At 61.4% G+C, this 13836-nt stretch carries 7 protein-coding genes; 3 read left to right on the top strand and 4 right to left on the bottom strand.

The genetic code is table 11. From position 1 onward, the window contains the following. The first annotated feature begins 100 nt into the window (after positions 1-100). The 3 genes from MKZ87_RS06735 to glgB all read left to right on the top strand — a co-directional run bounded on the left by MKZ87_RS06735 (position 101) and on the right by glgB (position 7850). Positions 101-2098: an alpha-1,4-glucan--maltose-1-phosphate maltosyltransferase gene (locus MKZ87_RS06735; protein WP_085704001.1), complete on the top strand. Its 1998-nt coding sequence runs from the start codon at positions 101-103 to the stop codon at positions 2096-2098. A gap of 167 nt (positions 2099-2265) precedes the next feature. Further along, positions 2266-5607, top strand: a complete 3342-nt coding sequence (gene treS, locus MKZ87_RS06730; RefSeq protein ID WP_085704004.1) for a maltose alpha-D-glucosyltransferase — start codon at positions 2266-2268, stop codon at positions 5605-5607. A gap of 2 nt (positions 5608-5609) precedes the next feature. After that, on the top strand, positions 5610-7850 hold the full coding sequence (gene glgB, locus MKZ87_RS06725) for a 1,4-alpha-glucan branching protein GlgB (protein WP_085704006.1): 2241 nt from the start codon (positions 5610-5612) through the stop codon (positions 7848-7850). Positions 7851-8043: 193 nt separating this feature from the next. Here the strand turns inward: glgB and MKZ87_RS06720 are convergent, their stop codons facing one another. From MKZ87_RS06720 to MKZ87_RS06705, 4 genes are all read right to left on the bottom strand, one after another. Further along, entirely contained in the window at positions 8044-9114 is a 1071-nt protein-coding gene (locus MKZ87_RS06720) for an autotransporter outer membrane beta-barrel domain-containing protein (RefSeq protein ID WP_085704009.1), read from the bottom strand. Between the two features lie 323 nt (positions 9115-9437). Beyond that, the gene (locus MKZ87_RS06715; protein WP_266200458.1) at positions 9438-12026 is read right to left on the bottom strand and encodes an autotransporter outer membrane beta-barrel domain-containing protein; all 2589 of its coding nucleotides are present in this window, start codon (positions 12024-12026) and stop codon (positions 9438-9440) included. 127 nt (positions 12027-12153) lie between these two features. Next, entirely contained in the window at positions 12154-12951 is a 798-nt protein-coding gene (locus tag MKZ87_RS06710; protein WP_085704053.1) for an endonuclease/exonuclease/phosphatase family protein, read from the bottom strand. Between the two features lie 91 nt (positions 12952-13042). Further along, on the bottom strand, positions 13043-13804 hold the full coding sequence (locus MKZ87_RS06705; RefSeq protein WP_085700689.1) for a PIG-L deacetylase family protein: 762 nt from the start codon (positions 13802-13804) through the stop codon (positions 13043-13045). Between the last annotated feature and the right edge of the window lie 32 nt (positions 13805-13836).

Raw genomic sequence — 13836 nt, 5'->3', positions numbered from 1 at the left:
GCCGCTCGGAACCTGAGAGATTTCATCACCGGGCGCAGGCCCGGCCGTGACCGCCAAACAGGCAAACGAGCGTCCTTGGGGCGTTAAGGAGAGATGCTCAATGACTGCTGAAAAACCCTCCGAACTGAGCTACAACCCGCACATCCCGCTGTCGCAGGCGCTGTTGCTGCCGCGCATCGTTATTGAAAACACCGCACCGACCCTCGACGGTGGACAGTTTGCCGTCAAGGCGATCGCCGGTCGCGAGATCGTGGTCACCAGCAAGGTGTTCGCCGACGGTCACGACAAACTCGCAGTGCGCATCCGCTGGCGCGAAGAGGGCGATGAGACCTGGCAGACCGAAGTTATGAGCGATCAGGGCAATAACGGCTGGCGCGGTGTGTTTCAGCCGCAGCGCATGGGCCGTTATCTGTTCCTGATCGAAGCGTGGATCGACCAGTTCGCCAGTTTTCAGTACGAACTGGAGAAAAAACACACCGCCGCCGTCCCGGTCAGTCTCGAGTTGCAAGAGGGGCGGAACATGGTGCAGCAGGCCGCCGAGCGCAGCGAAGGGCAGCTCAGCGAACAGCTGGCCGGCCTGCACCACGAATTGTCCGGCCTGCTCGAAACCGAGCAGGTCGCGTTGTTTCTGCACTCGCGCAGTGCGCAACTGATGGCCGAGGCCGATCATCGCGCCTACTTGAGCCTCAGCCCGGAATTTCCGGTGGACGTCGAGCGCGAACTGGCGGAATTCGCCAGTTGGTATGAACTGTTTCCCCGCTCGATCACCGACGATCCCGCTCGCCACGGCACTTTCAATGACGTGCACTCGCGGTTGCCGATGATTCAGGACATGGGCTTCGACGTGCTGTACTTCACGCCGATTCACCCGATTGGCCGCAGTCATCGCAAGGGCCGCAACAATTCCCTGACCGCCGGCCCGGATGATCCCGGCAGCCCGTATGCGATCGGCAGCGAGGAGGGCGGCCACGAAGCGATTCACTCGCAACTCGGTACCCGCGAAGACTTCCGTCGGCTGGTGGCTGCTGCTGCTGATCATGGTCTGGAGATCGCCCTGGATTTCGCCATCCAGTGTTCCCAGGATCACCCGTGGCTCAAACAGCATCCGGGCTGGTTCAACTGGCGGCCGGACGGCACGATCAAATACGCGGAGAACCCGCCAAAGAAATATCAGGACATCGTCAACGTCGACTTTTATGCGCCGGAAGCGATTCCGAGCCTGTGGGTCGAGTTGCGCGACATCGTGGTCGGCTGGGTGCAGGAGGGCGTGAAGATCTTTCGCGTGGACAACCCGCACACCAAACCGCTGCCGTTCTGGCAATGGTTGATCGCCGATGTGCGCACGCTGTACCCGGAAGTGATCTTCCTCGCTGAAGCCTTCACCACCCCGGCGATGATGGCGCGGCTGGGCAAGGTCGGTTACACCCAGAGCTACACCTATTTCACCTGGCGCAACACCAAGACCGAACTGGCGACCTACTTCAGCGAACTCAATGAATCGCCGTGGCGCGAGTGCTACCGGCCGAACTTCTTCGTCAATACTCCGGACATCAACCCGGCGTTCCTGCATGAATCGGGGCGCCCCGGATTTTTGATTCGCGCGGCGCTGGCGACCATGGGCTCAGGTCTGTGGGGCATGTATTCGGGGTTTGAGCTGTGTGAATCGGCGCCGGTGCCCGGCAAAGAGGAATACCTCGATTCCGAGAAGTACGAGATCCGCGTCCGCGACTTCAACCAGCCCGGCAACATCATTGCCGAGATCGCCCAGCTCAACCGCATCCGCCGCCAGAACCCGGCGTTGCACAGCCATCTGGGCCTGAAGATCTACAACGCCTGGAACGACAACATTCTGTATTTCGGCAAGCGCAGCGCGGACGGCAGCAACTTCATTCTGGTGGCCGTCAGCCTCGATCCGCATAACGTTCAGGAAGCGAATTTCGAGTTGCCGCTGTGGGAAATGGGCCTGCCGGACGATGCCACCACCCACGGCGAAGACCTGATGAACGGCCATCGCTGGGACTGGTACGGCAAATACCAGTTCATGCGGATCGACCCGGCGTATCAACCGTTCGGAATCTGGCGCATTACTTCTTCCTGATGATGATCGTTCCCACGTCGAGGCGTCGAACCGTCCGCGTGGGAATGCATCCCGGGACGCTCCGCGTCCCAGCGGTGGACGCAGAGCGTCCAAGGCGGCATTCCCACGCAGAGCGTGGGAACGATCAGTAGCAGCTTCGGCTTCAATGAATTCAACAGGAGTTTCACATGGCGAAGAAACCCAAGGCAGCCACCTTCATCAAGGACCCGCTCTGGTACAAGGACGCGGTGATTTATCAAGTTCACGTCAAATCCTTTTTCGATTCGAATAACGACGGAATCGGCGACTTTCCCGGCCTGATCGCCAAACTCGATTACATCGCCGAACTCGGCGTCAACACCATCTGGCTATTGCCGTTCTATCCCTCGCCACGCCGTGACGACGGTTACGACATTGCCGAATACCGTGGCGTGCACAGCGATTACGGGACGATGGCCGATGCCAAACGGTTCATTGCCGAGGCGCACAAGCGTGGCTTGCGGGTGATTACCGAGCTGGTCATCAACCACACCTCCGATCAGCACCCATGGTTCCAGCGGGCGCGCAAGGCCAAGCCCGGATCGGCGGCGCGCGACTTCTATGTGTGGTCGGATGACGACCAGAAGTACGATGGCACGCGGATTATTTTTCTCGACACCGAAAAGTCCAACTGGACCTGGGACCCGGTCGCCGGCCAGTACTTCTGGCACCGTTTCTATTCGCACCAGCCGGACCTGAACTTCGACAACCCGCAAGTCATGAAAGCCGTGCTCTCGGTGATGCGTTACTGGCTGGACATGGGCATCGACGGCCTGCGCCTGGACGCGATTCCGTACCTGATCGAACGCGACGGCACCAACAACGAAAACCTCCCGGAAACCCACGACGTCCTCAAGCAGATCCGCGCCGAAATCGACGCCAATTATCCGGATCGCATGCTGCTGGCCGAGGCCAATCAATGGCCGGAAGATACCCAGCTGTACTTCGGTGATACCGACGCCGAGGGCGTGAATGGCGATGAATGCCACATGGCGTTTCACTTCCCGCTGATGCCGCGCATGTACATGGCGCTGGCCCAGGAAGATCGCTTTCCGATCACCGACATCCTGCGCCAGACTCCGGAAATCCCGGCCAACTGCCAATGGGCGATCTTCCTGCGCAACCACGATGAACTGACGCTGGAGATGGTCACCGACAAGGAACGCGACTACCTCTGGAACTACTACGCCGCCGACCGCCGTGCGCGGATCAACCTCGGCATTCGCCGGCGCCTGGCGCCGCTGATGGAGCGCGACCGTCGTCGCATCGAGCTGCTCAACAGCCTGCTGCTGTCGATGCCCGGCACGCCGACCCTGTATTACGGCGATGAAATCGGCATGGGCGACAACATCTATCTGGGCGATCGCGACGGCGTGCGCACGCCGATGCAATGGTCGATCGACCGCAATGGCGGCTTCTCCCGCGCCGATCCGGCCAGCCTGGTGCTGCCGCCGATCATGGACCCGCAATACGGTTACCAGTCGGTCAACGTCGAAACCCAGGCCGGCGATCCGCACTCGTTGCTGAACTGGACCCGGCGTCTGCTGGCCGTTCGCAAGCAGTCGAAGGCGTTCGGTCGCGGCACGCTGAAAATGCTCTCGCCGGCCAATCGTCGCGTCCTGGCCTACACCCGCGAATACACCGGGCCGGACGGCAAGCATGAAATCATCCTGTGCGTGGCCAACGTGTCGCGCAGCGCGCAAGCGGTGGAGCTGGACTTGTCGGCCTACGTCGGCATGGTGCCGGTGGAAATGCTGGGTGGTAACGCATTTCCGCCCATCGGCCAGCTCAACTTTCTGCTGACCCTGGCGCCTTACGGCTTCTACTGGTTTGGCCTGGCGGCGGAAAACCAGATGCCGAGCTGGCACGTTGAGCCCGCGCAGAGCCTGCCGGACTTCACCACGCTGGTGCTGAAAAAACGCATGGAGGAACTGCTGGAGGCGCCGTCCCGCGCCACCCTCGAACAGGGCATCCTGCCAAACTGGCTGCAAAACCGCCGCTGGTTCGCCGGCAAGGACGCCGCCATCGACCAGGTGAAACTGGCCTACGGCGTGCGTTTCGGCGACGCACAGCATCCGGTGTTGCTCAGCGAAATCGAAGTGCACAGTGACGGGCAGACCAGCCGTTATCAGCTGCCTTTCGGGTTCATTTCGGAAGATCAGGTCGGGCCGGCGTTGCCCCAGCAACTGGCCTTGGCGCGAGTGCGCCGGGTGCGTCAGGTCGGGTTGATCACTGACGCCTTCAGCCTTGAAGCGTTTATTCGCGCGGTTCTGCAAGGCATGCAGAGCGGCACGGTGCTGGAATCCAGCGATGGCGAGATCCGTTTCGAAGCAACGCCGCAACTGGAAAAACTCGGCCTGGGCGCGGAATCCGAAGTGCGCTATCTGTCCGCCGAGCAATCCAACAGTTCGGTGGTGATCGGCGGCAGTCTGGTACTGAAGCTGATCCGCAAAGTCGCTTCCGGCGTACACCCGGAACTGGAGATGAGCGCTTACCTGACCGATGCCGGATTTGCCAATATCTCCCCGCTGCTCGGTTCGGTGATTCGCCGCGGCGCCGGTGGTGAAGACAACCTGCTGATGATTGCGCAAGGCTATTTGAGCAATCAGGGCGATGCCTGGGAATGGACGCAGAACAACCTCGAACGGGCGCTGCGCGATGAGCTGGCGGATGCCGTGTCCGAGCAGGCGCAGCATTACAACGCCTTGGGTGAACTGAAGGATTTCGCCGGCATGCTCGGCCAGCGTCTGGGGGAAATGCATCAGGTGCTGGCGGCGCCGAGCGACAATCAGGACTTCGCACCGCAACTCAGTTCGGCCAAGGATGCACAGGCGACCGGCAAGGATGTCGGAGCTCAGGTCGAGCGCGCGTTGCAGCTGCTCAAACAGCATCAGGGCGAACTCGACGGGGCGGATCAGAAGCTTGTTGCCCGGTTGCTCGACAACAAGAAAACCATTCTTGCCCACGTGCAGGAACTGGCGAAGCAATCTGCCGGCGGCTTGCGCATTCGTGTGCACGGCGACCTGCATTTGGGGCAAGTGCTGGTGATCAAGGGCGACGCGTACCTGATCGATTTCGAAGGCGAACCGGCGCGACCACTGGCCGAACGCCGAGGCAAGCACAGTCCGTACAAGGACGTCAGTGGTGTGCTGCGCTCCTTCGATTACGCCGCCGCCATGGCGTTGAATGTGCACAACGTCGACAACAGCCCCGAGGCCGAAGCCGCGCGTCGGCGGGTCACGGAGCGTTACCTGCGTGAAGCCCGGGAAGCATTTCTCCAGGCATATCGCCAAGCGGCAGCTAGTCTTGATCATGCCTGGCAAGATCCTGAAGGTGCCAACGCCGCACTGGCGTTGTTCGGTCTGGAGAAAGCGGCCTACGAAGTGGCCTATGAAGCCGAAAATCGCCCCACCTGGCTGCCCGTGCCGCTGCACGGTCTGTATGGGTTATTGACGGGGCTCAAACCCTTTTCCGATCTTGGTGGAGAGTAGTCATGAGTTTCTCGAACAAGGAACAGGGTCACGTTAACGAACGATTGCTGCCCAGGGCGAAGGACATCGATGCCCTGGTGCGTGCAGAACATCACGACCCGTTTTCCATTCTTGGCCCCCACGGCGATGGTGCCGGCGGGCAATTCATCCGGGCGTATCTGCCCGGCGCGTTAAGCGTTTCGGTACTGGACAAACACAGTGGCGAAGAGCGTGGCCCGCTGGAGGCTACCGAAACACCGGGGCTGTTCGTCGGCCATTTCGAGGACGCGCGGCCCTACCTGTTGCGTACCCGTTGGGCCGGCGGTGAGCAGGTCGCGGAAGATCCCTACAGCTTTGGCCAGTTGCTCGGTGAAATGGACTTGTATCTGTTCGCCGAAGGCAACCATCGCGACCTCAGCAGTTGCCTCGGTGCGCAGCTGAAAACCGTCGATGGCGTCGACGGTGTGCGCTTTGCCGTGTGGGCACCGAATGCCCGACGGGTATCGGTGGTCGGCGACTTCAACGTCTGGGACGGGCGCCGGCACCCGATGCGCTTGCGGCATCCGTCCGGCGTGTGGGAGTTGTTCATTCCGCGCCTGCAAGCGGGGGAGCTGTACAAGTACGAAATCCTCGGGCCCCACGGCATCCTGCCGCTCAAGGCCGACCCGATGGCGCTGGCCACCAGTCTGCCGCCGGACACTGCGTCGAAAGTCGCCTCGCCGCTGCAGATCGACTGGCAGGATCAGGACTGGATGACTGGCCGTCGCGAGCGCCAGCAGCACAATGCGCCGCTGTCGATCTATGAGCTGCATGCCGGATCCTGGCAATGCGAACTCGACGATCTCGGCGAAGTGGCGCGTCAGTACACTTGGCCGGAGCTGGCCGAGCGACTGATTCCCTACGTGAGGGAACTGGGTTTCACCCACATTGAACTGATGCCGATCATGGAGCACCCGTTCGGCGGTTCCTGGGGTTATCAGTTGCTGTCGCAGTTCGCCCCGAGCGCCCGTTACGGCACGCCGGACGAGTTCGCGGCGTTCGTCAACGCCTGCCATCAGGCCGGTATCGGGGTGATTCTCGACTGGGTGCCGGCACATTTCCCGACCGATGCTCACGGTCTGGCGCAGTTCGACGGCACCGCGCTGTACGAATATGGCAACCCGCTGGAAGGCTTCCACCAGGACTGGGACACGCTGATCTATAACCTCGGTCGCACCGAAGTGCACGGTTACATGCTGGCCTCGGCGCTGCACTGGTTGAAGCATTTCCACATTGACGGCCTGCGGGTCGATGCGGTGGCGTCGATGCTCTATCGCGACTACTCGCGCAAGGCGGGGGAGTGGGTGCCCAATCGCCATGGCGGTCGCGAGAATCTGGAAGCCATCGATTTCCTTCGCCACCTGAACGACGTGGTGGCGCTGGAAGCTCCGGGCGCGCTGGTGATCGCCGAGGAATCCACGGCGTGGCCGGGTGTCAGCCAGAGTACCCAGCAGGGCGGGCTCGGTTTCGCCTACAAATGGAACATGGGCTGGATGCACGATTCGCTGCACTACATTCAGCAGGACCCGGTTTACCGCGCCCATCACCACAACGAGCTGAGCTTTGGCCTGGTGTACGCCTGGTCCGAGCGTTTCATCCTGCCGATTTCCCACGACGAAGTGGTACACGGCAAGCATTCGCTGATCGACAAGATGCCCGGCGACCGCTGGCAGAAATTCGCCAACCTGCGCGCTTACCTGAGCTTCATGTGGACCCATCCGGGCAAGAAACTGCTGTTCATGGGTTGCGAGTTCGGCCAGTGGCGCGAGTGGAATCACGACCAGCAGCTGGACTGGTATCTGCTGCAATATTCGGAGCACAAAGGAGTGCAGAAACTGGTCGGCGACCTCAACCGGCTCTACCGCGAAGAGCCGGCGCTGCACGAGCAGGACGATGCGCCGCAAGGCTTTCAGTGGTTGATCGGTGACGATGCGATCAACAGCGTTTACGCGTGGTTGCGCTGGAGCAAGGACGGCACGCCGGTGCTGGTGGTAGCCAACTTCACCCCGGTGCCGCGCCAGTCGTACCGCGTGGGCGTGCCGTTTGCCGGGCGCTGGAAGGAATTGCTCAACAGTGACGCCGACACCTACGCCGGTTCCAATTATGGCAACGGCGGCGGTGCGTTCACCGATGAGGTCGCGAGCCATGGGCAGGCGTTGTCGCTGGAACTGAACCTGCCGCCATTGGCGGTGTTGATCCTTAAGCCCGAGGGCCCAAGCGAGTAACGGGACGCCTCCACGCGAGATCGCTCCCTCGCGGATTACTGATCGTTCCCACGTCGAGGCGTCGAACCGTCTGCGTGGGAATGCCTCTAGGGACGCTCCGCGTTCCAGCTCTGGAAGGGGCGCGGAGCATCCCGGGCTGCATTCCCACGCGTACGGTTCGACGCCTCGACGTGGGAACGGTCAATAGAAGAGCTCACCAGCGCATCCGGACTCCCAGGCTACCAATCAACCCGTTCAGGTCGTTGTCGTCGACATCGCTGCTGTAATCGGCGCTGACGTACAGGCTCACCGTCGGCGTCATTTTCGCCACCAGCCCCAGGCCGAGTTCCACGGTCGAGGATTTTCGGCTGCTGCTGATCTTGTCCACCTGATCCAGCGTCACCGTATTGCCGGTGTACACCGTGTGCCACAAGTTCGTGCGCACGTAGGGTTCGACCGGCAGACCGTTCAGGTCGTAGCTACCTTTCAAACGCGCACCGACCCGGCCGCTCCACGACGAAATATCACTGGAAGATGCTTTGCCCGAACCGGCATAGGGCGTGTCCAGGGTGATGCGCTGGTTGATCAATTGCGCCTGCGGTTCAACCACCCAGTTTTCACTGAGGCCGATCGGGAATCCGCCTTCCACCGACAAGGTCATCGCGCTGCCTTCTGTGGCCAGGCGTGCGCCTTGCTCGTTTCGGCTGAACCCGCTGACCCGGCCGCCACTGGCTGACAGATCGACGTGCCAGCCCTGGGGACCGATCAAACTGTAGTAAGCGCCCAGGCTCTGGCCTTGCAGGTTGAGGGTGTCGGTGGTCGGGTCGGCGAGGGCGCGGCTGGTGATCAGGCCGTTGCCATTGGCCTGGATCCGGTTGATCCCGCCGATCAGGCCGACCTGCTGGGTATGGCCGCTGCTGCTTTTCAGGGTCAGTACGGCCGGGCCTTTGAAGTCACCGGTGCCGGGCGTGGCGAAGCCCGGGCTGAGGACGTCGGTTTGTGCCTGGCGGGACGTCTGGCCGTAGAGTTGATCCCAGGCGGAGGGCGCAAGGTCTTCGGTGATCAGGTCGGCGCCGCGCAGATCCGGTTGCGGGCTCAGGCGTTGCGGGCCCGGGGTCACGATCGTGGCGGGGAGGGTCATGACGGGGATGTTCTGGCGATACCAGGGCGTGGCCTCGTCCGTCGCAGGTCCCGCCTGCGCCTCCATGGACGAGCACAGCAAGATAGAACTTGAAACAGTGCAGAACGTGACTTTGATCTCTTGTGAGGTGAGTGAGGTTTTCATGGAGTTCTACCTTGCTAGCGCATGTGGTATCTCGCCTTGGCGTCTCTCCTACCCCGAACGAGGGGCGACCGAATGGAGCGTGGCGAACCCGTGGCCGCCCGTTTTGACGAATGACCTGAGGTTCGCCCCGAGTAGTACTTCCGGGGGTAGTAAGGTACAGCTAAGAAGACCGGAGCCCATGCGTCAAGAAAATGGACGATGAGTGGTATGGCTGAATCAGAGATTGCAAGCGTTTGTTTTTATGCACATATCTAAGTTGTTGTTTGCTGGGGAAAACACGCTTCGAGCCGCGAAACAGAGCGCTTGCTTAGCCTGCTATCGACTTACCAACTGATGCGAATACCCATATTTGCCGCCAGGCCACGCAGGTCGTTACTGTCAATATTGCTGCTGTAGTCGGTGCTGGCGTAGATACTCACGGCGCGGTCGAGGGTCAGTACGACGCCGAGACCGACATCCGCCGTCGACGATTTCTGATCACTGTCGATGGTCGTGGTGCCGTCGAATGTCACCGAATCGGTGCCGGAAAACGTGTGCCACAGATTGGCCCGAAGGTATGGCTCCAATGGTAGTCCGTTGAGCTGATAACGCCCTTTGAGCCGGGCACCGAGGCGACCGGTCCATGCACTGTCGGAATCGAACGATACCCGCGAGATGCCATCGTTTTGACTGTCGAGCGAGATCTTTTGGTGGATCACCTGCGCTTGCGGCTCGATCACCCAAGTGTCGTTCAGGGCGAACGGGTAACCGGTTTCTGCCGAGAGCGTCAGGGCGTGGCCGCGATTATCCAGTTTCAGCCCACGGTCGGAGCGGCTGTCGCCGTCGAAACGCGTGCCCATCACTACCGTGTCGATGTACCCGCCGTGCGGATCGGTCAGCGTCCAGTACAGGCCATAGCTGTCGCCCTCCAGTTTGATCTTGCCCGCGCTGTTGTGTTCGAAGCCTTCGTTGAAGCCGTCCACATCGCCCCTGATCCGGCTATGGCCGACGAACAGGCCGAGGCGTTGGGTTCGCCCGCCCGAGGTCTGTGAGCTGTACAAATCGTTGCCGACCTGAAACCCATTGAGTGAACCGTCCAGTCGTGGCGTGACGGTGCCGGCCCAGGTCTGGTCGAGGTTCTTGCCGTAGACCCGGCCCCAACCGGCGCTGAAAGCTCCCGTTTCGCTTAACAGACGTTGCTCGCCCTGACGGTCGTGGAAAGTGCCAAGTGCGCTGAGGGTCAATTGGGCGGCCGCGGGTGGCAGGACCGACCAGGTGGGGACTTCCGGACGATAGATCGGAATCGGCGCTTTACCTGCCACGGCGACGGGAAGCACCGGCTGAACGGCCAATGACAGATCCGGTTGCCCGGATGCCGGAATGATCGCGGCCGCCACCGGCACAGGCACTACCGGCACCAGAATCGGCGGCAGTGTCGGGTCGGGATTGGGCACGCTCAGCACTTGAGGGGCGACCACAGCCGAGCGCAAATACCAGCTGTTTTCGGTGCCGGCGGTGACACCACCCTTGAACAGATAGTAGTCATAGGCCCCCGCCGAAATCGGGCCGTTGAGGACGAAGGCGGAATTGTTGCTCACGGCAGTGCCTTGGGCCTGCACCAGTTGAATGCCGTTTTCCAGCGTCAGTCCGCCCGGCCCGCCGAGGTTGCTCACCGTGATGGCGGTTGCGCCGCTCAAGCTGCCGTTGTTGACCACCAGTCTGTCACTGGGTGCGCCGTCGCCGTCGAGTACGCTTTGCAATAACAGTTGCCCGCTATTGCCGACGTAGTTGCCGTTGATCGTCAGCGTGTCATTGGTGCGGCTGTTGTTGTGGGTCAGGTCGATGATGCCGGCGTTGTTGAACGTCACCGCTTGTCCGGCCACGGCGGGCGACACCGCGCCCTGGGTGGAAAACACGCTGCTGCCGGCGTCCACGTTCAGCGCACCGGTGCCGCTGACAGTGTCGCCGAGCAGCAAGGCGCCCGAGCCCAGGTCCAGCTGCGAGGCGTTGTTCAGGTTCACCGTTTCCCAATTGCTGAAACGCGCCGGCAGCGCAGTGCGAGTATTGTCGAACGTCAGCACATCGTTGCCTGCACCGCCATCAAGGTTCGGCGTCAGTGCCAGCACGCTGTCATCAAGGTTGCGCAGCGTGGCGTTGTCATTGCCGCCACCCATAAGAATCGCCGATCGGACAATGCCGCCGCCGTCCCACAGCAAACGGTCTTCACCGGTACTGGCGCGAATTTCACCGACAATTTCTCCGCCAGTGATCGTGATGGCGTCATTGCCTCCACTGACACTCAGATTGCCGCCTATCAGCCCGCCGGAGATCCGAATCGTGTCATCGTCGAAACCTGTCACCAGATTATTGATGATCCGCCCACCGGATAATTCGAAGACGTTTTTATCGAGCTTCATGTCGACGCGTCCGATCGTGCCCCCGCTCATTTGCGCAAAGTCGCCGTCCTCAAAGGCCCCGGTGATAGTGCCACCGGTCATCTGGAAACTGTCGAAGCCATCGCCTTGTGCCAGTGAGCCGATAGTGCCCGCGTGCATGATGAACGTGTCGACAGCGTTGCGCTGATGAACCTCACCTGCGATAACGCCGCCGTCGATCTGCAACACATTGGCGCCGTTGCCCATATCGAGATCGCCGGTGATTGTCCCGGACTGCATGAGCACGCGATCAGCCCCGGTGCCGAACGTGACGTTGCCGGGAATATTGCCGGTGCCATTGGCGGGAAAACTCAAGCTGTTGTTGCCCGACAGATCGGAAAGAGGCGCGCTGCCAGGACTGTCACAGGTGTATTGATCGTCACCCGCTGTCGGGCTGAAGGCGCACTGGGCCAGCGCCGATTCCGAGGAGTCCAGTAGCAGCCAGATTGAAAAGGCCAGCAAATGATGGCGGGCAAGGAAAGTGCCGCAGGCGTTCATAAGGTCACCACGCATTGGCGCCGGTGTTCGGCGCAACGGTTTCAACCTAACAAGGGCATGAGGAGCTGCCTACTGTCAGAACTGACAGGGGAAGCGGGCGAATCGGCAGACAAATGGCGTCTACGCCCTAAATGTGCACTTCTACTGCCAGCGGTAAATGATCCGACAGATGCGTCCACGGTTTGTTGCCAAGGATCTGCGGGTCGTGGCTGCTGGCATTGCGCAGGTATATCCGGTCCAGTCGCAGCAACGGGAAACGCGCAGGGTAAGTCTTGGCCGGACGGCCGTGATGACGTTCGAAGGCTTCGTGCAGGTAGTCGCGGCGGGCGAGGGCGACGTTGCCCTGCAACTGCCAGTCGTTGAAGTCGCCGGCGATGATCACCGGGGCATCGTCGGGCAGGGATTCGAGCAACTGGCAGAGCAGCTGCAACTGCAATTGCCGATGGCTTTCGAGCAAGCTCAGGTGCACGCAGATGGCATGCACTTCGGCATGCCCCGGCACATCCAGGACGCAATGCAGCAGCCCGCGCCGTTCCGGGCCGGTGATCGAGACGTCAAGGTTGCGGTATTCGCGGATCGGGTATTTCGACAACAGAGCGTTGCCGTGATGGCCATCGGGATACACCGCATTGCGGCCGTAGGCAAAGTCGCTCCACATGCTGTCGGCGAGAAATTCGTACTGCGAGGTCTGCGGCCACTCGTTGTAGCGGCTGGAATGCCGCTCGTGTTCACCCACCACTTCCTGCAGAAACACCAGATCGGCCGAGGTGCTGCGTACCGCTTCACGCAGTTCCGGAAGGATGAAACGTCGATTGAGCGCGGTGAAACCCTTGTGCGTATTGACCGTCAGCACCCGCAGGCGATGGATGGCGGACGGGGTCGAGGTCTGTGCGTCGACGGCATGACGCTTCGGATCACTGGACACGTTCACTCCTCTGAATCATGACTGCCTGTTCATGCGACTGATCCGGACGCGGGCAGTTCACTTTGAGTGGCTGACCGCGCCCGACGGATCATCAGTCGACGAAGACGATTTCGTAAGGCAGGCGCATGCGTTCCAGAATCGACTTGGGCAGCAGCGGTGCGATACCGATCGCCGGTTCGCCAATGAGCTGGCTGGCGTAGGCATGGGTGGCGTGGCTCTTGCGCGCGACGGTCCAGGTATCGAGTCGCAGTTTGCGTGCGCGATGCCACGGTATCTGAGCCTGGTCCCGCTCCGGCCAGTGCCAGGCCCAGACCGGCACGTCGTGAAAAGTGGCGCCGACCTGTCTTGCGGCTTTGGCGCTGGCCCGGCCGACCGCTTCATGATCGGCGGTGCCGTCCTGGCACCAGGTGCTGAAGACCACGTCGCCGGGGCGCAGGTAGCGGGCGATGAACTCGGTCAGTTGGGTTTCCTGGTCGAGCAGGGCGTTGTCGGTGAAACCGCCGCGTACCCATTTCAGGCTGTGCATCGGCATGCCCAGACGGCGCAGGGCTTCGACGCTTTCCTGCGGGCGGAACACGCTCAGGCGTTTTTCCGACCACTGACGCGAGCCCGGATGACTGGCGCTGCCATCGGTGATCGACAGCAGTTGCAAGGGATGCCCGAGGCTGGAAAGCAGTTGCAGCAGGCCGCCGCAGGTCACCACTTCATCGCCGGGGTGCGGGGCGATGACCACGGCGCGAACGCCGGGTGGCACCAAAGTGTGAGTATTGATGACGGGAATGTTGTCGAGCTGCGGGGCGCTGTTCCAGATCTGCGCCGGCAGGCCGCTCTCGCTGAGGGATAACGATTTCATCAGTGATACGTCCTTGTTGAGTCTCGCCCTCA

Source organism: Pseudomonas sp. MCal1 (assembly GCF_026341415.1).
GTDB lineage: Bacteria > Pseudomonadota > Gammaproteobacteria > Pseudomonadales > Pseudomonadaceae > Aquipseudomonas.
The sequence above is the reverse complement of the archived record's forward strand: the minus strand, read 5'-3'. Positions and strand labels throughout refer to the sequence as shown.